18 protein-coding genes are annotated in these 20,404 nt (G+C 41.7%); 10 read left to right on the plus strand and 8 right to left on the minus strand.

Translation table 11 applies throughout. The features are described 5' to 3' along the window. Nucleotides 1-192: 192 nt before the first annotated feature. Entirely contained in the window at nt 193-1,488 is a 1,296-nt protein-coding gene (pepB, locus tag VRK28_RS05445) for an aminopeptidase PepB (protein ID WP_054560873.1), read from the minus strand. Nucleotides 1,489-1,637: 149 nt separating this feature from the next. Between pepB and sfsA the strand changes: the two genes are divergently transcribed. From sfsA to mdoH, 10 genes are all read left to right on the plus strand, one after another. Further along, nucleotides 1,638-2,357 carry a DNA/RNA nuclease SfsA gene (gene sfsA, locus VRK28_RS05450; protein ID WP_062565101.1) on the plus strand — a complete coding sequence of 240 codons (720 nt, stop codon included), beginning with the start codon at nt 1,638-1,640 and terminating at the stop codon, nt 2,355-2,357. 252 nt (nt 2,358-2,609) lie between these two features. Next, nucleotides 2,610-3,053 (plus strand): RNA polymerase-binding protein DksA, encoded by a 444-nt coding sequence (gene dksA / locus VRK28_RS05455; RefSeq protein WP_054551179.1) that lies wholly within the window; start codon nt 2,610-2,612, stop codon nt 3,051-3,053. A gap of 20 nt (nt 3,054-3,073) precedes the next feature. Then, the gene (gene gluQRS, locus VRK28_RS05460; RefSeq protein ID WP_062564858.1) at nt 3,074-4,018 is read left to right on the plus strand and encodes a tRNA glutamyl-Q(34) synthetase GluQRS; all 945 of its coding nucleotides are present in this window, start codon (nt 3,074-3,076) and stop codon (nt 4,016-4,018) included. Between the two features lie 292 nt (nt 4,019-4,310). After that, entirely contained in the window at nt 4,311-5,597 is a 1,287-nt protein-coding gene (gene pcnB / locus VRK28_RS05465) for a polynucleotide adenylyltransferase PcnB (protein WP_244269378.1), read from the plus strand. Between the two features lie 2 nt (nt 5,598-5,599). Beyond that, entirely contained in the window at nt 5,600-6,088 is a 489-nt protein-coding gene (gene folK, locus VRK28_RS05470) for a 2-amino-4-hydroxy-6-hydroxymethyldihydropteridine diphosphokinase (protein ID WP_062564857.1), read from the plus strand. Between the two features lie 29 nt (nt 6,089-6,117). Next, the gene (panB, locus tag VRK28_RS05475) at nt 6,118-6,912 is read left to right on the plus strand and encodes a 3-methyl-2-oxobutanoate hydroxymethyltransferase (protein WP_062564856.1); all 795 of its coding nucleotides are present in this window, start codon (nt 6,118-6,120) and stop codon (nt 6,910-6,912) included. Beyond that, nucleotides 6,913-7,764 carry a pantoate--beta-alanine ligase gene (gene panC / locus VRK28_RS05480; RefSeq protein WP_062564855.1) on the plus strand — a complete coding sequence of 284 codons (852 nt, stop codon included), beginning with the start codon at nt 6,913-6,915 and terminating at the stop codon, nt 7,762-7,764. A 96-nt stretch (nt 7,765-7,860) separates the two neighbouring features. Next, nucleotides 7,861-8,061 (plus strand): hypothetical protein, encoded by a 201-nt coding sequence (locus VRK28_RS05485; RefSeq protein WP_372799652.1) that lies wholly within the window; start codon nt 7,861-7,863, stop codon nt 8,059-8,061. 346 nt (nt 8,062-8,407) lie between these two features. Further along, on the plus strand, nt 8,408-10,126 hold the full coding sequence (locus VRK28_RS05490) for a glucan biosynthesis protein (protein WP_130166529.1): 1,719 nt from the start codon (nt 8,408-8,410) through the stop codon (nt 10,124-10,126). Continuing rightward, entirely contained in the window at nt 10,098-12,080 is a 1,983-nt protein-coding gene (gene mdoH / locus VRK28_RS05495; RefSeq protein ID WP_062564852.1) for a glucans biosynthesis glucosyltransferase MdoH, read from the plus strand. The genes VRK28_RS05490 and mdoH overlap by 29 nt, the downstream gene beginning before the upstream one ends. A gap of 52 nt (nt 12,081-12,132) precedes the next feature. On the opposite strand, the gene VRK28_RS05500 is transcribed toward mdoH, so the two are convergent. The 7 genes from VRK28_RS05500 to epd all read right to left on the minus strand — a co-directional run bounded on the left by VRK28_RS05500 (nt 12,133) and on the right by epd (nt 20,263). Continuing rightward, entirely contained in the window at nt 12,133-13,101 is a 969-nt protein-coding gene (locus VRK28_RS05500; RefSeq protein WP_062564851.1) for a PstS family phosphate ABC transporter substrate-binding protein, read from the minus strand. Between the two features lie 91 nt (nt 13,102-13,192). After that, on the minus strand, nt 13,193-14,524 hold the full coding sequence (gene phoR, locus VRK28_RS05505) for a phosphate regulon sensor histidine kinase PhoR (RefSeq protein WP_062564850.1): 1,332 nt from the start codon (nt 14,522-14,524) through the stop codon (nt 13,193-13,195). 56 nt (nt 14,525-14,580) lie between these two features. Next, nucleotides 14,581-15,270 (minus strand): phosphate regulon transcriptional regulator PhoB, encoded by a 690-nt coding sequence (phoB, locus tag VRK28_RS05510; RefSeq protein ID WP_054551169.1) that lies wholly within the window; start codon nt 15,268-15,270, stop codon nt 14,581-14,583. A 146-nt stretch (nt 15,271-15,416) separates the two neighbouring features. Next, a complete protein-coding gene (locus VRK28_RS05515; protein ID WP_062564849.1) occupies nt 15,417-16,367 on the minus strand; it encodes a porin in 951 nt (316 codons plus the stop codon). A gap of 400 nt (nt 16,368-16,767) precedes the next feature. Beyond that, nucleotides 16,768-17,832 carry a class II fructose-bisphosphate aldolase gene (gene fba, locus VRK28_RS05520; RefSeq protein ID WP_054560883.1) on the minus strand — a complete coding sequence of 355 codons (1,065 nt, stop codon included), beginning with the start codon at nt 17,830-17,832 and terminating at the stop codon, nt 16,768-16,770. A gap of 196 nt (nt 17,833-18,028) precedes the next feature. Next, complete coding sequence (locus tag VRK28_RS05525; RefSeq protein WP_054551165.1) at nt 18,029-19,204, minus strand: phosphoglycerate kinase; 1,176 nt, start codon at nt 19,202-19,204, stop codon at nt 18,029-18,031. Between the two features lie 42 nt (nt 19,205-19,246). Then, complete coding sequence (epd, locus tag VRK28_RS05530; protein ID WP_054551164.1) at nt 19,247-20,263, minus strand: erythrose-4-phosphate dehydrogenase; 1,017 nt, start codon at nt 20,261-20,263, stop codon at nt 19,247-19,249. Between the last annotated feature and the right edge of the window lie 141 nt (nt 20,264-20,404).

Raw genomic sequence — 20,404 nt, forward strand, 5'->3', positions numbered from 1 at the left:
TGTGAATTGATCATTCAAGTGTAGCTAATTTAATAAAAACTAACCACAGGATGAGAAAATGTGGGGCGTGATTTTATACTAATTTACTCAAAAAAGCTTGTATCAGTTTGTAAAATTACCCTTTAGATTAAAAAAGCCCCTTAACTTAGATAAAGTTAAGGGGCTTTTAATTAACTAGAAAAAGGTAATTGCTTATGCTTTTTCTAGTAATGTTCTTGCAACGGTACGCATACCTTGTGTTGTTGCGCCTGCAGCCCACTCGCTTGTGCTACCCATGTTAAATGCAGCAGCAAGGTCAATGTGAACCCAACCTTTACCTTCATTTGGCACAAAGCGTGATAAGAAACCAGCCGCATTAGAAGCACCACCGTAGCCACCACCTTTTTGTGGACGACTGTTTGCCGTATCAGCATATGGCGACGGGCAATTTTGTTGGTGCCACTTTTCAAGTGGTAGTGGCCAAGCAGCTTCCATTTCTTGCTCTGCAAAGTCTTGTACGTCACGTACAAGCTCTTTATCAAGACCGAACAATGCATTGTACTCTTGACCAACAGCAACAAGCGCAGCGCCTGTTAGCGTTGCTGCATCAATGATTAATGGCGCGCCAGACTCACCTGCAGCCATTAAGCCATCAGCTAGCACTAAACGACCTTCAGCGTCGGTATTAACGATTTCAACTGTGGTGCCATTTTTATACGTTAAGATATCACCAAGTTTGTAGGCATGGCCTGAAATTAAGTTTTCAGCACAGCATAAGAACAACTTAATGCGTTTGTTGATACCACGGCTAATAGCAAGTGCTAAACCTGCAGTCACAGTTGCTGCGCCACCCATGTCGCATTTCATGCCTAACATGCCTTCACTTGCTTTGATTGAGTAACCACCTGAATCAAACGTAATGCCTTTACCAACTAAAGCGGCTGCAACAGGCGCGTTTTCATCACCAGTTGGGTTGTAATCTAATGCTAATAATACTGGTGGACGTTCACTACCACGGCCTACCGCATGGATACCAATCCATTGTTGCTCTAATAAAGCATCACCTTTAATAATTTGGTAGCTTACGTGCTCAGGTGCTAGTGACTGAATAAACTCAGCTGCTTTACCAGCTAGGCTCTCTGGGAAAATATCATCAGCTGTGCCATTGATCATTTGACGAGCCCACGTCGCAGCTTGCTTTAAAGAAGCCAATTCTTTGCCGTCTGTTTTTGCATTTTCAACAAACTCAATAGCATCTAAATTCTTTGGTGAAACAAAGCCTTGGTAGAAAGCCCATTGTGTTTCTGTACACCAAACATCGCCCACTAAGGCAATATTTTTTAAGCCTTGATTAGCTAACGTACGTGCTGCTTTTTGTACGTTTTTAAGTGTATCTTGCTCAGTTAAATGAACAGTTGCGCCTTGTTCAGTAAAAGAAAGAGCGGCTTTTTCGCCCCAATGTGCGGCAGCGCCCTGCTCGCTAAGTTGAACTAGAAATTTTTCTGACATGTTAGAATACTCTTTGCGCTAAAAATGTTACTCGAGTTTACTACAGCCAACGTCAGTTCCCAACAGCTTGCGATAAATAGCATTATGAGATGTGGTTCAATCCTCGTAATGAATCACTTACAATAAAGAAAAACGAATTACTAAGAGCCATGAAATTTACTCCCGCATTACAAACAGCTACCTTAATTAAACGCTACAAACGTTTTTTAGCCGACTTAAAAACTGCCGATGGCACAGAGTTTACAGCTCACTGTGCTAATACCGGCAAAATGACGGGATGTGCAGAGCCTGGGTTTAAAGCGTTTTATTCAACCAGTGATAATGCTAAACGTAAGTTCCCTCAATCCTTGCAATTAACTCAGAACCAATTCGATCACTTAATATGTGTTAATACCGCGATTGCAAACAAAGTTGTGCAAGAAGCCTTAAATGCAGGCGCGATTGCTGAACTTGTTGACTATCAAACAATTGCTGCAGAAGTAAAATACGGCCAAGAAAATAGCCGTATCGACTTTTTATTAACAGATAAACATAAACCCCATTGCTATGTAGAAGTAAAATCTGTGACATTGCTTTCGCAAACAGAACCACAATCTGGGCAAGGGTATTTTCCGGATGCAAAAACTGAGCGAGGCCAAAAACATCTGCGAGAGCTAATAGAGATGGTGCAACAAGGGCATCGTGCAGTGCTATTTTTTGCAGTTTTACATGAAGGTATCAATCAAGTGAGTGCGGCAAAACATATCGACTCAAAATACGCCCAACTTTTAACTGAAGCTATAGATAATGGTGTTGAAGTGATTGCTTATAAAGCAAAAATTTCGGCAGAAGAAATTAAGTTGCAAGAAAAATGTGATTTTCTGAACTAAGCTACTCTTTTACGAAAACGACAATAAAAGCACTATTTTAGTTGTATTATTTTTTTTTGCCCATATAACTTAGCAAATTTAAAAAATTTATGGATAGTTAAGGGCTTACAAAACCGCCCATAATTATTTGAGCAATCATTAGCGCAAGGTCAAGAGGATTAATTAAAAATAAATTTGCCTCAGTCTAATGATTCTGCTATTTATAGCCGCCGGCTAACGCTGGGCAAAATATTAAGGATTTAGGAGAAAGTTATGCCAGACCAAAAAAGACTAGGGTTATTGGCTCAGGCCGGGTTAGAACCATATCAGGAACAGCCAGGTGAAGAGTATATGAATGAAGCACAACGTGCTCATTTCAAAACAATTTTAGAAGCTTGGCGTAACGATTTACGTAACGAAGTAGACCGTACTAAATCGCATATGCAAGACGAAGCAGCTAACTTTCCGGATCCAGTAGACCGTGCAGCACAAGAAGAAGAATTCTCATTAGAACTTCGTACTCGTGACCGTGAGCGTAAACTGATCAAGAAAATTGAAAAAACGATTCAATTAATCAAAGAAGACGATTTTGGTTTCTGTGAATCATGTGGTATCGAAATTGGTATCCGCCGCCTAGAAGCGCGTCCTACAGCTGATTTATGTGTAGACTGTAAAACGCTTGCGGAAATTAAAGAAAAGCAATCTGGACGCGGTTAATTACATCCTTTAATTAGCCCATGTCTACCACAGCCGTTAACACGCCAATGCGTGAATATCGTGGCCGCTTTGCGCCATCCCCTTCAGGGCCATTACATTTTGGCTCACTTATAGCGGCTGTGGGTAGCTTCCTTGATGCAAAAGCCAATCAAGGAAAATGGTTAGTACGCATTGAAGATATCGACACAACGCGTGTTGTAAGCGGTGCTAGCGACGATATATTACATACCTTAGAGGCTTACGGTCTTTACTGGGACGAGCCTGTTATATACCAAACCCAGCGTCATGAGCAATACCAAGCCATTGTTGACGAGTTAATTTCGAAAAACCTTGTTTATGCATGTCATTGCACGCGCAAAGAAATTAAAGCAATCGGTGGGATATACCAAGGCCACTGCCGTTATAAAAACCACGCTTTAACTGATTCAGCGCTACGTTTAACCCAGCAATTTGCAACCAGTCACTACCATGATTTAATTCAAGGTAAAGTGTCTGTTGATAGCCAACTTGCCAAAGAAGATTACTTAATAAAGCGCAGCGATGGTTTATTTGCTTACCAACTGGTCGTAGTCGCCGATGATATTGCACAAGGTATTACAAGAGTCGTTCGCGGAGCTGACTTACTCGAACCGACCGCACGACAACTCAGTTTGTTTAAGCAGCTAAATAAACCGGCCCCAGAATACGCCCACCTACCTTTAGCAGTAGCTAAACCCGGTTTTAAGCTATCAAAACAAAATTACGCTCCGGCAATAGCAAAATCAGATCCAAAGCCCGCGTTGTTCGATGCCTTGCGCTTTTTAGGCTTAAAGCCAGAAAGCTCACTTTTATCGTTAAATATCGAACAGATGTTAGCTTGGGCTATTGAAACTTACCGCCTTGAACACATACCAAAGGTGCAAGAAATACAAGTTAGCGAGGATCCAAACTCTCCTTTTTGTAACTTTGTTACTATTGAAAAATAAATTGCCAATTTTAAAGGCCGAGTAACTTAATTTTTCAGCCCTGCTGGTATATGATAGCGACCCAAAGTGTGCGAATCATCAACACCTTAATTTAGCGCCATTTAAAACACACTGATTACACGTCAATCTCACATCGGCGAAGTATCAAACAAACGCTATACTTGATGAGTCGCAAAGTCCGCGTCGTAGGAGACAGATTATTATTTCTAAGCTTTTTCAATTTTGTCGGCAGATTATTGGCCCAAATGCCACGACATCAAGTGATGCTTTGCCAACGAGCGAGTTACCTTTGGTGATCGAGCGCAGTGAACATGGTATTTCGCGCAAACAATTTAGCCCAAATGCAATCAAAGTATTGTACCGCCTTAAAGAAGGTGGTTTTGATGCCTACCTTGTAGGTGGTTGTATTCGAGATATATTGTTAGGCCAACAACCAAAAGACTTCGACGTTGTAACAAACGCAACCCCTGAGCAAATCAAAAAGCTATTTCGTAACTGTCGCCTAATTGGTCGCCGTTTTCGTTTAGCCCATATCGTGTTTGGTCGAGAAATTATTGAAGTGGCGACCATGCGTGGCCATCACGAAGCCGAAGAAAGCAAAAATCAAATTAGTCAATCAAGTGAACACGGCCAACTCCTGCGTGACAATGTCTATGGCAGCATCGAAGAAGATGCCGAGCGCCGCGACTTTTCGATTAATGCACTTTACTACTCAATTAACGATTTTTGTATTTATGACTATGCCAATGGCATTAGCGCGATAAAAGCAAAACAAATTGAGCTGATTGGCGACCCAGAAACACGTTACCGTGAAGACCCTGTGCGCATGTTACGTGCAGTGCGTTTTGCCACCAAACTAGGAATGAGCATTGCACCTGGCACCGAAAAGCCAATTAAAAGCCTTGCTAACTTACTTGATCATATTCCGCCAGCTCGTTTGTTTGAAGAATCACTCAAATTGTTTTTAAACGGCAAAGCTGAAGAAAACTACTTAATGCTACGCCAATATGGTTTATTCAAAGCATTATTTCCTGCGCTTGATAAAATCTTAGATGCCAACCCTGAAGGCTTTGAGCATACGTTTATCCTGCAAATGTTTAAAAACACCGATAAACGTATTAATGCTGATAAAAAAGTCACCCCAGCCTTTATTTTTGCAGCCTTATTGTGGTTCCCATTGCAGAGCATTGCGAAGAAGTTACAACAACGCGACCAACTTTCAGAGTACGATGCATTTGCACAAGCAATGAACAAAGTGCAGAGTGAAAACGCGCAACAGGTAGCAGTACCAAAACGCTTCACCTTGGGTGCACGCGATATTTGGCATATTCAGCAACGCCTTGATAAACGAGGTGGTCAGCGCGCTTATAGGCTCACTCAACAGCCTCGCTTCAAAGCCGCTTATGATTTCTTATTACTGCGTGTGCAAGCTGGCGAAGAGCAACAAAAAGAGCTTGCTGATTGGTGGACAACCTACCTAAGCCAAGACATTAATGGCCAAAAAGAGATGGTTAAAAACTTAGGACACCAAGGTGGCCCTAAGCGCCGTCGTCGCCCACGCAAGAAAAAAGTAGACTAAGTATGCATACCGTTTATTTAGGTTTAGGTGCCAACTTAAACACACCACGTAAACAAATTCATGCTGCTGTCACTGCCCTAAAAGCATTAAAAGATGTTGAGTTTGTTTGTGTATCCCATGATTACGCAAGCAAACCAATGGGGCCACAAGATCAACCCGATTATGTAAATGCAGTCGCGTGTGTTAAAACTGCACTTAAGCCAGAGCAGTTACTTGATTTAACTCAAGCCATTGAGCTTGAGCATGGCCGTGTTAGAAAAGAAGAACGCTGGGGTCCGCGTACCCTTGATATAGATATTTTATTGTTCGGTAATGACGTGATAGACACCCCTCGCTTAACTGTGCCTCATTATGGCCTAACAGAGCGAGAGTTTGTTGTTTATCCCTTGTTGGAAATTGCACCAACACTTGTACTACCGAATAATCAATCACTTGCTGATATAACAAAAACGTTGCCTTTAAACGATTTACAACAACTCCCTCAGCAGTAATCAACCAAGGCTAAGCCTTAGAGGAAATTATGTCTAAAATCACCGTTTCAACCTTGAATAAAATGAAACAAGAACAACAAAAAATCACCGCATTAACGGCTTACGACGCCAGCTTTGCTAAATTGTTTCATGATAATGGCGTCGAGGTGATCTTAGTCGGTGACTCACTAGGCATGGTATTGCAAGGTGCTGATGACACCCTTGCTGTAACCAACACAGATATTGCATACCATACTCGCTGTGTGCGTGCCGGTAGCCGCGAATTATTTGTGATTGCTGACTTACCATTTATGACCTATGCCAACCCAGCTGATGCCTGTAAAAATGCAGCAGAGCTGATGCGTGCTGGGGCAAACATGGTTAAGCTTGAAGGTGGCGAATGGCTGCACGACAGCATTCGTGCAATGACCCAACAAGGTATTCCAGTATGTGGCCACCTAGGCTTAACACCTCAGTCAGTGCATGTTTTTGGCGGTTTTAAAATTCAAGGTCGTGAGCAATCTCAAGCCGATAAAATGGTCAGCGATGCGAAAGCACTTGAAGCGGCAGGTGCACAGTTACTTGTTTTAGAATGTATTCCAAGTGAGCTTGCTAAACGTATTACTGATGAGCTAAACATTCCTACCATTGGTATTGGTGCAGGTAATCAAACTGATGGCCAAATCTTAGTAATGCACGACCTAGTTGGTATTTCGGCAGGTTATATCCCTAAGTTTTCAAAGAACTTTTTATTAGAAACCGGCAATATGCCAGCAGCAGTGCAAAAGTATTGTGAAGATGTAAAAAGTGGTGCTTTCCCAAGTACCGAACACGAGTTTAAATAAATGCAATCAATCACTGAAATTAAATCGTTACGCAGCCAAATCAAAGCTTGGCGTCAAGCGGGCCTGAGCATTGCGCTAGTGCCTACCATGGGCAATTTACACCAAGGTCACTTTTCACTTGTTGAAAAAGCCAAAACATTGGCTGATAAAGTGGTTGTGAGTATCTTTGTAAACCCGATGCAATTTGGTGCCAACGAAGACCTTGATAGTTACCCGCGTACACTAAACGAAGATAAACAAGGTTTAGCAGATCTTGGTACTGATATCGTGTTTACCCCATCCGTTGAAACAATTTACCCAAATGGTTTAGGCGAGCAAAGCTTTGTCGATGTACCGGGGGTTTCTATGGGTTACTGTGGAGGCTCGCGTCCTGGTCACTTCAAAGGCGTTGCAACCGTTGTCACTAAATTATTTAATTTAGTACAACCTGACTTTGCTTGTTTTGGTGAAAAAGATTTTCAGCAGCTACAGGTTATTAAAACCATGACGCGCGACCTATCTATCCCAGTTGAAATTATTGGCGTACCTACTTGCCGCGAAATCTCTGGTTTAGCAATGAGCTCTCGTAATGGCTATTTATCTGATGAGCAAAAAGACACCGCAAAAGTACTGTTTGCCACACTAAATAATACTGCAACGGCACTTAAACAAGGCAGCGCAGACATTGCAGCTCTTGAGGCAGATGCAAAAGCACAACTTGAAAAGGCAGGACTAAAACCTGACTATTATTCGATTGCAGAGCGCTCTACACTAAAACCAGCCACCGTGGCTGACAAACAACTTGTTATTTTAGCTGCTGCTTATTTGGGCTCAGTACGTTTAATTGACAATTTACAAGTTGAGCTGGATTAAATAGCAACAATCTGGGTAAGATGGATTGCAAAGAAAAGACATAAACTAGGGATAAGCATGAAAAAATTACCAGCAATTGCAGCAACATTGTTTGCTATGACATTACTGTCTGCCTGCTCAAACAAAATTGACAACCCAGAAATGCAGCAATGTGCTCAGCAAAACTATCAATGCGAAGCGAGCTGTGAGCAACAAAGCACCGCTGATGGCTTAGTTCATAAAGTCTGTAGCAACAAGTGCATTGAAGCTTACAACCAATGTAAAGCCAATGCAGAAAAGTTAGGCGAAGTTAAATAACAACGACTCGCTTTTTAAGGCACTGAAAACCTATTCGGTGCCTGCACTCCCCCTCACGATTACAATTTCACTCGCACAATTAAGCCTCTGGTAATTTTGTTCATATTTTTGTTTACCCTTTAAGCTATTCATATTAGGGCAAGCTTTCGTTCATTAAACTTCTCCATATTGGTGACGAATAAACAACTGCAACCGTGTAATTGTTTCGCACTAATTTCAAAATTTTACTCTTCGCATTTAGCTGCACCAACTCAAAGCCATTGAGATTGTTAGTTTTTATTTTGGGTCCAGTAATTGCTATGAGATATGAAAGAATTAACGTGATTTACGGCTAAAGGAAAATTGAATGAAACCAGAAACCCGAACTAAGCTCTTCAGCGCTATTAAAAAGAAGACCTTCTTGGGCGTATTATTAGCCATCAGCGCAGGTCATAGTTACGCAGTTGAAGAACCAGATCAGCCAAAAGCAACTGAAACAGAACAAACAGCCGCTGAGGTTCAAGCAACCGAAAATGAAAAACAGCAAGTAAAGGATAGTGCTGCGGTTGAGCTTAAGCCTGCAATGATCACGATTCCAGAAGAAAAGCTATTTGAAGTTATCACTGCACGTGCGAAGAAATTAGCCTCTGAGCCGTATGTAGCCCCTAAGGAGTTAGAGCTTGAAGCATTAACTAGCATTGGTTATCAGGACTACCGTGCAATTCGTTTTCGTACTGAGCAAGCAATTTGGAAAGATCAAAGCCTGTATGAAGTGCAGTTATTCCACCCAGGCTTCTTATATCGCTCACCGGTTGCAATTAATACTCTTGAGCAAAATGCCGAAGTAAAAAGTTTACCTTTTAAAACAGATTACTATCGTTACGATGCAACTGCTGCCCCGTTAGAGCAAGAGATCAGCACCGCTATTGCCAATACACAACTTGGCCATGCAGGTTTTCGTTTGCATTTTCCACTGAACAACAACCAGTACAAAGACGAAGTAGCTGTGTTCCAAGGTGCTTCGTATTTTCGTTTAGTTGGCCCGCATCAAGTATATGGTCTGTCAGCTCGAGGTCTTGCAGTTGATACAGCACTGAGCTCAGGCGAAGAATTTCCTGTATTCAAAGAGTTCTGGTTAGTAAAACCTGCACCCGAAGATACTACCATCGTGCTTTATGCATTATTAGATAGCCCTTCAGTGTCGGGAGCCTATCGTTTTGAACTAACACCTTCTACTAACACTGAAGTAAAAACCGAGATGCAAATTTTTGCCCGTAAAGACATTAAAAAGCTCGGCATAGCCCCGCTAACAAGTATGTTTTACCACGGTGAAAATAGTACTAAGTTTTTTGATGATTACCGCCCTGAAGTACATGATTCTGATGGCCTATTAATGCAATCAGAACAAGGTCAATGGATTTGGCGTGCACTGAATAACCCGAAGAAATTGAGCGTGACTTCGTTTAGCTACGCGAACCCTAAAGGCTTTGGCCTTGCGCAGCGAGACCGAGATTTTAATAACTACCTTGATACCGAAGCGCATTATCACAACCGTCCGAGCATGTGGATTGAGCCAGTGGGTAATTGGGGTAAAGGGCGTGTTGAGTTAGTAGAGATCCCAACAGATACCGAAACTAACGACAATATTGTTAGCTACTGGGTGCCAGAGCAGCCAATGAAAGCTGGTGACAGCTTAAGTTTTAGTTACAAGCTGTCGACTTTCAATGCCACACTTGCAACTCAAGATAAAGCGAGTGTGTTAAGAACTCGAATTGGTAGTGCAGCATTACCTGGTGAAGACAATCCACCACCAAAAAGCCACCGCCAATTTACCGTTGATTTTAGTGGCGAAACGATTAATCAACTATCTGCTAATTTTGCCATGCAGGCGGATCTTACACTCTCAGCTGGGCAAATAAGCGATAAAACGGTACAGCAGTTACCAAACAATCAAGGATGGCGCGTAGCATTTAAAGTGGCGCCAGAGGGAGATAAGCCTGTTGATATGCGCTTATCGTTAAAACTACGTGATAAAGAAATCAGCGAGGTATGGAGCTATGTCTGGTATCCAAACGACGTCCAATAGTAAAGCATTAAAGGCAACAGCAATGCCATTTAAGAAGACCCGCGCTTGGCTTTTTTCGAGCCTAGCGCTTACCATTACCGCCTATGGCGTGTGGATCATGTTCGATATTTTAAATTCAAACGGCATGACACCGCTTGAGTACGCTTTACTGGCATTATTTACAGTTACCTTCGCGTGGATTGTTACAGCCTTTTGTAGTGGCTGTATGGGCTTTATCTTGCAATTATTTCGTATTGACCCGTTGACCTTAAAACGTCAAAAGCCAATCGAGATTAATCAGCATGCCTTGAGCCAAACTAAAACAGCCATTGTTATGCCTATCTACAACGAAGATACAGAGCGTGTCATCGCCGGTTTTGAAGTAAGTTTACGCTCGCTGGCTAAAACAGGGCAAATGCCGCATTACGACTTTTACTTGCTAAGTGATACGCAAGACCCTGAAATTGCACGTAATGAACTTAAAGCGTGGAATGCACTTACTGAGCGCTTAGGTGATTTAGCAAAGCATACTTTTTATCGTCGCCGTGAAGATAATAAACACCGTAAAGTGGGTAACTTAACTGATTTTTGTGAACGTTGGGGTAGCCAGTACGATCACATGATTGTGCTTGATGCCGATAGCATTATGACGGGTCAATGTATGCTTGAACTGACTTCTAGCATGATCAGCAATCCAAAATCAGGCTTGATCCAAACGATCCCTATTCCAGTTCGCCAAGACACGTTTTTTGGTCGTTTTTTACAGTTTGCATCAATTTTATATAGCCCAATGCTGGCAACTGGTTCTGCTTTTTGGCAAACAAACCAAGCAAACTACTGGGGCCACAATGCGATTATTCGCGTTGAAGCATTCACAAAGTGCTGCGGCCTACCTGTTTTAAAAGGTAATGCCCCATTTGGTGGTGAGATCTTAAGTCATGACTTTGTAGAAGCTTCTCTGCTACACCGCAGTGGTTGGGATGTGTTACTGCTTAGCGATGTTGAAGGCAGTTACGAAGAAGTACCAAGTAACATTCTCGATTACGCGATTCGTGATAGACGTTGGGTGCAAGGTAATATCCAGCATTTAGGTTTACTGCCTAAATCAGGTCTTAAGCTAATGAGTAAAATGCACTTTTTATTTGGTGCCACAGCTTATATTTCATCGTTGATTTGGTTATCTATGCTGGCATTAAGTACCTTAGATGCAGTAACTCGTGCACTTAATAGCGACGTGTACTTTAATCATGCTTATCAACTTTTCCCAACCTGGCAAATTGCTAAAACGGATTTAATTGATTCGTTGTTATTTATTACAGCTGTATTGTTGTTACTGCCTAAATTAATGGGCGTAATTGTGACTTTAGTGCATCGTAATAAAGCCTTTGGCGGTACGATGAAATTAATTGCCGGTTCACTCATCGAAACTATTTTTGCGATTGTGATTGCCCCTTTAATGATGGTGTTTCATAGCTACTTTGTAGTGTGCGTATTTTTAGGCAAAAAAGTTAGCTGGGATGCACAACCTCGCGAAGGCAGAATGGTGCCGTGGAAAGAAGCGATTGGTTATACGTTATTTTCGACTATTACCGCGATTATCTGGGGTTCGGTTGCCTACTATTACACACCGACTTTCTTTTGGTGGTTATCACCTATTTTAGTAGGCCTTATTTTAGCAGCGCCAATTGTACGCTATTCAAGCAGCATCGGCTTAGGTGTGAAAATGCGAAAAATGGGTTTATTTTTATGTCCAAGTGAAGTTGAAAACGATGATACCTTAGCGGCACTTCGTGTACATCAACAAGAAATTGGCTTGCCAAAAGATGAACACGCTGACTTTAATGTACCAGCATTACCTAATGAATACCCAACGGTAATGCCTATTCAAAGCTTTAAGGCACCCTCAGGCAAAAAGCGCAAGCAAGTACGTATTGCTCAGCAACGTATTAAAGCCAAGCTCTTTGCCAAAAGCTAAACGAAAAAAAACCGCTCAATGAGCGGTTTTTTCATCTATGTCTGTATGGTTGTTACAGAAGGCCTAGCTTTTTAAGTTCAGCCATTGCCATTTTGCCTGAAAGTGGCACATAACCATCTTTCTCAACAATTTTTTGACCATCTACAGAAAGAACCATTTTTAAGAACTCTGCATCGATTGGTGAAAGCGGCTTGTTAGGGTGCTTGTTCACGTAAACATATAAGAAACGAGATAGTGGATATTTACCTGTTGCTACATTTTCTAATGTTGCATCAACAAAGTTATCGCCTTTCTTAGAAAGTGGTACTGTACGTACACCTGATGTTTTATAACCGATACCTGAGTAACCAATCGCGTTCACAGAAGAAGAGATTGACTGTACTACAGATGCAGAACCTGGTTGTTCGTTTACATTGTTACGGAAGTCACCTTTACAAAGGGCTTTCTTCTTGAAGTAACCGTAAGTACCTGATACTGAGTTACGACCGTAAAGCTGGATATCTTTTGCAGCCCAATCACCCTCAAGACCTACTTCGCTCCAACGGTTAACTTGTTCACTTGCACCACATTTACGTGTAGAAGAGAAAATCGCATCAACTTGGTCAATACGTAAACCTTTGATTGGGTTATCTTTGTGTACGAATACAGCTAGAGCATCGATTGCAACGCGAACTTCAGTTGGCTTGTAGCCGTAACGCTTTTCGAATGCTTCGATTTCTTTTGACTTCATACGACGGCTCATTGGGCCGAAGTTTGCTGTACCTTCAGTTAATGCTGGAGGAGCAGTTGAAGAACCCGCTGCTTGGATTTGAATGTTTATGTTTGGATAGAAGCGTTTGTACTCTTCTGCCCAGAACGTCATCATGTTTGCAAGAGTGTCAGAACCAACAGATGAGAAGTTACCAGAGATACCACTTGTTTTAGTGTACTCAGGCATATCTTTATCAACTGCAGCTGCTTGTGCTGATACAAATGTTGTTACAGCCACACCCATTGCGGCAACGAGATTTTTGAATTTCATAGGGGTTACTCCGATTTGTTCGTCCCATTTCCTAACTGCGGTCTACTCTAATGACACTAGATGACAGTTAGATTACCCTTAAATGACATTTTTATGACTTTGCAGTTTTTTCTATTTTTTCTTCAATACGTACGACTTTTTCGCTACCAAATGCAAACGCAAAGGTAGAGCCCTGTCCTAATTTACTGCTGATATCTAATCGACTGTCATGCCTTGTAAGTACATGTTTTGTAATTGCTAAACCTAGCCCAGACCCACCTGTCGTTCGGCTACGAGCTTTATCGACACGATAAAAACGCTCGGTTAAACGGTTAATATGCTCTGCGGCAATACCATCACCATTATCAGTCACACTAAATGCGGCTTGGTTATTTTTAAGCTGCCAATCAACCACAATCTTGCCACCTGGCTTGGTGTAATGAATGGCATTAAAAACAAGGTTAGAAAAGGCACTACGTAATTCGTCTTCGGCCCCTTTAATGTCTAAACTCGTATCAACATTAAATATAAGCTCATGGCCTTTGTCTTGGTTCAATGACTGTGCTTCGGTTTGAATATAGGTAAGAAGCTGCGGCACATTGACAGGCTTATCGTTATCTTGACGACGTGCCCCTTCAATACGCGACAAAGACAGTAATTGATTGACCAAGCTATCCATACGCTTACATTGTTCAAGCATGGTTGTTTGCGCTTTTTGCCACATTGCAGGAGGTGGTAAGCTATCTGAATCAAGCATTTCTAAGTAACCGGTTACCACAGTAAGCGGTGTTCTCAGCTCATGAGAAACATTGGCCACAAAGTCTTTACGCATCTGCTCAAGTTGCTTTAAGCGAGTAACATCACGCACCACCATCATCAACTGTGAACTCGCATAGGGCATAACACGAAACTCTAAGGTTTGATCGTAGCTGTGGCCACCATCAAGCTCGAGCGGTTCATCGAAACAAGCTTTATGCATGTACTTTGCAAACTTAGGATCGCGAATAAGATTATCTAAGCGTTGCCCATGATCGGTAGGCCATTGTAAACCTAAAACCTTTAAAGCCAATTGGTTACACCAAATAATGCTAAGATCTTTTTGTAATACGACAACCGCATCAGGCACAGCTTCGGCACCATCACGAAAACGGCGTATTAAGTCTGCCAATTCATTGCGTTTTTTACGGTTGCGGTGTTGTAAATGATAGATCCCTTCAAAGACTTGCTCCCACGCTCCCTCCCCTTCGGGTGGGTTAAAACTACGTTGATTAAGGAGCCAATCGCTGAGGCGATATAATTGATGATAATGCCAAATTAAAAGTGCAAAAGAGCCTAAAAATAAAAGCAAAAAAGGCGCACCTACAAGTACGCCAACTAATAACAAGGGTAAGAAATACATAAACAGGCGTTTTGCTAACGCCTGTTTATTCACTACTCGATACATACACTCACTTTACCTTAAGTATGTAAATTAGCTTGTTAAGGTCATTGCCATGACACTTATAATTTACTTGAAAAACGATAGCCTGCACCGCGAACGGTTTGCACTAAACGGTCATGCCCTAATGGTGCAATCGCTTTACGTAGACGGCGAATATGTACATCAACAGTACGGTCTTCTACATATACATTTGTTCCCCATACATGATCAAGTAATTGTTCACGGCTGTAAACACGTTCAGGATGCGTCATGAAGAAATGTAGTAATCTAAATTCAGTAGGCCCCATATCTAATTCACTACCTTCTGATGTTACACGGTGTGAGATTGGGTCAAGGCGTAAGCCATGAACTTCAATGGCTTCTTCTAATGAGGTTGGTGAAACACGGCGAATAACCGCTTTAATGCGCGCCATTAATTCTTTAGGAGAAAATGGTTTGGTTACGTAATCATCAGCACCTACTTCAAGGCCGCGTACTTTGTCTTCTTCTTCACCGCGAGCAGTCAGCATAATGATAGGGATCTGACGAGTATATTCGTTTTGCTTAAATTTCTTAGCAATTTGAATACCGCTACCACCAGGTAACATCCAATCTAATAAAACCATATCTGGGTATGGTTCAACCATAGCTTCAATCGCAGAGTCATAATCTTCTGCTTCAATTGCTTGAAAACCATTTTGCTCTAAAACAAAAACCAGCATCTCTCTGATAGGCGCTTCGTCATCGACGACTAGTACTTTACGTGACATTCCAATTTATCTCTTTCGTTAGCGAACTGGTTTCATTATTATGACTAAGTATGACATTTTTATGAAAGTCTAACGAGTAATTGAAAAAGCGCAAAAGAATCAAAGCAAAAATAGCCATTTTTTACGCTTAAATAGTAAATTTCGGATTAAAAGTCATACCTTAAAGTGACTGCAAGATGATCTTCATCAGCATTATTATCTAGTGAAAATTGCGTATACCACATGTACATACGTGCTTGTTTTGACAGGCTTCGTTCAACACCAACAGAAGTACCGCTACCCGAATCTTTCAATTTACCAAAGCTGCCATCAGTATCTTGATATTGCGCCAGCAACTTATATTTATCTATTTTGTAAGATGCGCTCACCAAAAAGCCATCTTCTTTGTCAGAACCTGTGACTTTTTCGCTTTGTTGATACATACCGCCTAGGGTTAAATCGCCTAATTGGCCTTGCGCCGTAAACCGTGTTGTATCATAACCGGCTACTTTACTGTCGTGGGCAACACTTACAAAGTAAGGCGCTTTTTTAAATTTACTATCACCATACATAAATGCCGCAGAAACACCGGTTTCTTCATCTTGTTTGGAGTTATCTTCAGCAATATAGGTGACCACAAATTGCATATTGCCAACAATTGGCGAACTGTAATGAACCACATCACCAAGGCGATTTTCACCATTGAACAAGGCTTTAACATCACCATTAAAGTCGTTCATTAAATCAATTTTACCCTGCGATACTTTTAACGCCGTATCGTGACGACCAAGCACTACCTGCCCATAACTGCCTTGTAGACCAACATATTGATTACGCGCAGTAATATTCTCTTCAGTTTTACCATCGCTATCTTGATCTGCCGCATTTACTGCAAATTCAAACTTATATACGGCTTTTAACCCATCGCTTATTTCACCGCTGCCTTTGATCCCCATACGAGAGTTATAGCTCTCAATAGAAGTTTCGCTGCCATCGCCAGTGTCGCTATTAGCAACCCCTAAATGGGCCCGACCATACACATCTACAGCTTCGGCAGCACTATGAAAAGAAATAATGCACATTGCAAAGCTCGACAACATCATGGCAGGTTTATTCATGGTAGCGATCCTCAATTTAAGCAATAACTTAAAAATCGAACATAAAGGGCTTTTGGTCAAGCCGAGGAGGAGATATTTCACATAAAAATCACGGATCACTGATCTACCAACTTAATCAGATCAGGATCAGATTTTTACTAAGAAGATCAACTTCAGATCAGTTTTTTACTTAGAGAATAAGATAACTTGTTGATTTAATGTTAAGGCGCTCAGCATTTCGTTTAAAAGATGAGCAAAGAAAAGCCTGTGATCAGTATACAACTAGTAAAATAATGATCCGTGAAAGCTAAGGTTAGTAAAACAGTGATCCTGAAAAACACGAGTAAGTATATCGCTGATCCGCCTTGATCGAATCATATAAAAAACCGGCATAAAGCCGGCTTTTTCACTTTACTATCAATCACTTGATTTGTGGATCAAGTTCACCTGATAAGTATTTAAGATGCATATCATCTAAAGAGATTGGCTTGATCTTACCAGCTTGACCTGCCGTACCAAATGCTTCGTAGCGAGCAACACAGATCTCTGTCATTGCTTTCGTTGCTTCAGCTAAGTATTTACGTGGATCAAAGTTAGCTGGGTTTAAAGCTAAGTGACGACGAATTGCACCTGTTGATGCTAAACGAAGATCGGTATCGATATTAACTTTACGAACACCATATTTAATACCTTCGATGATCTGCTCTACTGGCACGCCATACGTTTCAGGAATTTCGCCACCGTATTGGTTAATCACTTCTAACCACTCTTGTGGCACAGAAGACGAACCATGCATTACTAAGTGTGTGTTAGGAATACGCGCGTGGATTTCTTTAATGCGATCAATCGCTAAGATATCGTCTGTTGGTGGACGAGTGAACTTGTACGCACCATGTGATGTACCACAAGCAATAGCAAGTGCATCAACCTTAGTTTTACTAACGAAATCAGCGGCTTCTTCAGGATCTGTTAGCATTTGATCAGTAGACAATTTACCTTCAGCACCAACGCCGTCTTCTTCACCTGCTTCACCTGTTTCCAGTGAACCTAAAACACCTAACTCGCCTTCAACAGACACACCACAAGCATGTGCCATTTCAACTGTTTGACGTGTTACATCAACATTGTATTCGTAGCTTGAAGGGGTTTTACCATCAGACATTAATGAGCCATCCATCATAACTGACGAAAAGCCTAACTGGATTGAGCGCTGACATACACCTGGTGAAGTTCCGTGGTCTTGGTGCATTACAACTGGGATATGAGGCCATTCTTCAACGGCTGCTAAAATCATATGACGAATAAAAGGGGCACCAGCATAGGCACGTGCGCCTGCTGAGCCTTGTACAATTACCGGGCTGTTTGTTTTGTCAGCCGCTTCCATAATTGCACGCATTTGCTCTTGGTTATTAACGTTAAACGCAGGTACGCCGTAACCATTTTCAGCTGCATGATCAAGAAGTTGTCGCATACTGATTAAAGCCATTTGGTATTCTCCAAATTGTATCGACAGTAGTTTCCTACTATCTAGTTTGAACGGATAAGTTATTTTTTGATGCATCACTGCATCACGAAAAGCTCGCGCCTACCGTAACAGCTGTAAATAAAACGAGGGTGAGAGGTATTTTATTAACAGCTAAACCAGCGTAATTACCTAATAACTACGCTGGCATACGCACTAATTACTTAGCACGTTCTTCAAGCATAGCAACTGCTGGTAATTTTTTCCCTTCTAAAAATTCAAGGAAAGCACCACCACCGGTTGAAATGTAAGAAACTTTATCGGCAATGCCGTATTTATCAATCGCTGCAAGCGTATCACCGCCACCAGCAATCGAGAATGCACTTGAGTTAGCAATCGCATCAGCAATAGCACGTGTGCCGTTGCCAAATTGGTCAAATTCAAATACACCAACTGGACCATTCCATACAACAGTGCCCGCATTAGCAATGATTTTTGCTAATTGGTTTGCTGTATCAGGACCAATATCGAAGATCATGTCTTCGTCTGTTACTTCATTCACATCTTTTAATGTCGCCACTGCAGATTCTGAGAACTCATTACCTACAACAACATCAGTTGGTACCGGGATTTCACCGTTATTAGCTTTTGCCGCAGCACTTAATTTGTTTGCTTCATCAATTAAGTCAGCTTCAAATAAAGATTTACCTACTGGGTGACCTGCCGCTGCGATGAAGGTATTAGCGATACCACCACCCGTTACAAGTTGATCAACCACTTTCGAAAGTGAATCAAGTACAGTTAACTTAGTCGATACTTTAGAGCCACCAACAATAGCAACCAAAGGACGAGCTGGGTTATCAAGCGCTTTACCTAGTGCGTCTAGCTCTGCCGCAAGTAGTGGACCTGCACACGCAACATCAGCAAATAAACCCACACCGTGAGTCGATGCTTGTGCACGGTGAGCCGTACCAAATGCGTCCATTACGTAAACATCACATAATGCAGCTAGTTTTTTAGACAGTGCTTCGTCGTTTTTCTTTTCGCCAGCGTTAAAACGCACGTTTTCGAAAACAACCACTTCGTTATCAGCAACGTCTACGCCTTCTAGGTAGTCTTTTTCAAGACGAACTGTTTGCTCAAGGGCATCATTTAAATAATTAACCACAGGGGCAAGCGAAAACGCTTCATCATATTCCCCTTCCGTAGGGCGGCCAAGGTGTGACATCACCATTACTTTAGCGCCTTTTTCTAACGCTAATTTGATAGTTGGTAATGCTGCACGAATACGTGCATCAGAGGTCACTTTACCTTCTTTTACAGGCACATTTAAATCTTCACGAATTAACACGCGTTTGCCGTTTAAATCTAAATCTGCCATTTTAATGACCGACATGGACTTCTCCTTAGTTAACGATACTAATATTATATTTATAAATTATTGGCTTACAGCCATCATCGCACGCGCAGTGTCGAGCATACGATTCGCAAAGCCCCACTCATTATCGCACCACACTAACAACTTTATCAGTCGTTTATGACTAACACGTGTCTGAGTGCCATCTATGATACAAGAATGTGGGTCATGATTAAAATCTACCGATACCAATGGCTCTTCTGTGTAGCTTAAAATACCGTCAAGGCGGTCTTTTGCAGCTAACTTAAGTGCCTGATTGACAGTCGCTAAATTCACATCGGTATTCACTGTTACACTTAAATCCATCGCCGTCACATTGATAGTTGGTACCCTAACAGCAATGGCTTCGAAGCGACTATGAAACTTAGGCAAAATACGCTCAATACCACGAGCAAGCTTTGTATCTACCGGAATAATAGACTGGCTTGCAGCGCGAGTACGACGTAAATCATGATGATACGCATCAATCACTTGCTGATCATGCATCGAGGCATGAATCGTTGTAATAGCCCCAGATTCAATCGAAAATGCGTCATCCAGCACTTTAATTACTGGCACAATACAGTTTGTGGTACATGAACCGTTTGAAACAATCGTATGTTCAGCTTTTAGCTCATCATCGTTAATACCATACACAATTGTGGCATCAACATCAGCATCTGCAGGCTGTGAAAACAATACTTTTTTTGCACCAGCAGCCAAGTGTAGTTCTGCATGTTCACGAGAGTGATACACCCCAGTACATTCAAGAACCACATCAACATCAAGAGTTTGCCAAGGTAGTTCTGCAGGGTTTTCTTCTGCAAATAAGGCTATAGAGTCGTTAGCAACCGTTAAAGTATCTTCGCCAAGATTAACAGGGAATGAAAAGCGGCCGTGAGATGTATCGTATTTAAGGAGATGGGCAATGCCCTTAGGGTCGGCTAATTCGTTAATAGCGACAATTTTGATTTGATCTTCAAGCCCTGATTCATACAGTGCACGGACGATATTGCGCCCGATTCGACCAAAACCATTAATTGCAAGTTTGATTGCCATGAAGAAGAAAATCCACTCTATTTGCTTGCAGATAAAGGCAACTGCCTTTTAGATGGCGGTATTGTAATCGACCTTTGAAGTTTTTATAAGAGGGCAAGGTAAATAAAACTACTTTAACAACCCTAGATGGCTCAATTTTGG

The sequence above is a fragment of the Pseudoalteromonas sp. P80D2 genome (genome assembly GCF_036680945.1).
GTDB classification, from domain to species: domain Bacteria; phylum Pseudomonadota; class Gammaproteobacteria; order Enterobacterales; family Alteromonadaceae; genus Pseudoalteromonas; species Pseudoalteromonas shioyasakiensis.

Excerpts from the sequence above, each read along its gene's own strand:
- pepB (WP_054560873.1), bottom strand. The coding sequence starts at position 1,488 with ATGTCAGAAAAATTTCTAGTTCAACTTAGCGAGCAGGGCGCTGCCGCA.
- sfsA (WP_062565101.1), top strand. The coding sequence starts at position 1,638 with ATGAAATTTACTCCCGCATTACAAACAGCTACCTTAATTAAACGCTAC.
- dksA (WP_054551179.1), top strand. The coding sequence starts at position 2,610 with ATGCCAGACCAAAAAAGACTAGGGTTATTGGCTCAGGCCGGGTTAGAA.
- gluQRS (WP_062564858.1), top strand. The coding sequence starts at position 3,074 with ATGTCTACCACAGCCGTTAACACGCCAATGCGTGAATATCGTGGCCGC.
- folK (WP_062564857.1), top strand. The coding sequence starts at position 5,600 with ATGCATACCGTTTATTTAGGTTTAGGTGCCAACTTAAACACACCACGT.
- panB (WP_062564856.1), top strand. The coding sequence starts at position 6,118 with ATGTCTAAAATCACCGTTTCAACCTTGAATAAAATGAAACAAGAACAA.
- panC (WP_062564855.1), top strand. The coding sequence starts at position 6,913 with ATGCAATCAATCACTGAAATTAAATCGTTACGCAGCCAAATCAAAGCT.
- VRK28_RS05485 (WP_372799652.1), top strand. The coding sequence starts at position 7,861 with ATGACATTACTGTCTGCCTGCTCAAACAAAATTGACAACCCAGAAATG.
- VRK28_RS05490 (WP_130166529.1), top strand. The coding sequence starts at position 8,408 with ATGAAACCAGAAACCCGAACTAAGCTCTTCAGCGCTATTAAAAAGAAG.
- mdoH (WP_062564852.1), top strand. The coding sequence starts at position 10,098 with ATGTCTGGTATCCAAACGACGTCCAATAGTAAAGCATTAAAGGCAACA.
- VRK28_RS05500 (WP_062564851.1), bottom strand. The coding sequence starts at position 13,101 with ATGAAATTCAAAAATCTCGTTGCCGCAATGGGTGTGGCTGTAACAACA.
- phoR (WP_062564850.1), bottom strand. The coding sequence starts at position 14,524 with ATGTATCGAGTAGTGAATAAACAGGCGTTAGCAAAACGCCTGTTTATG.
- phoB (WP_054551169.1), bottom strand. The coding sequence starts at position 15,270 with ATGTCACGTAAAGTACTAGTCGTCGATGACGAAGCGCCTATCAGAGAG.
- VRK28_RS05515 (WP_062564849.1), bottom strand. The coding sequence starts at position 16,367 with ATGAATAAACCTGCCATGATGTTGTCGAGCTTTGCAATGTGCATTATT.
- fba (WP_054560883.1), bottom strand. The coding sequence starts at position 17,832 with ATGGCTTTAATCAGTATGCGACAACTTCTTGATCATGCAGCTGAAAAT.
- VRK28_RS05525 (WP_054551165.1), bottom strand. The coding sequence starts at position 19,204 with ATGTCGGTCATTAAAATGGCAGATTTAGATTTAAACGGCAAACGCGTG.
- epd (WP_054551164.1), bottom strand. The coding sequence starts at position 20,263 with ATGGCAATCAAACTTGCAATTAATGGTTTTGGTCGAATCGGGCGCAAT.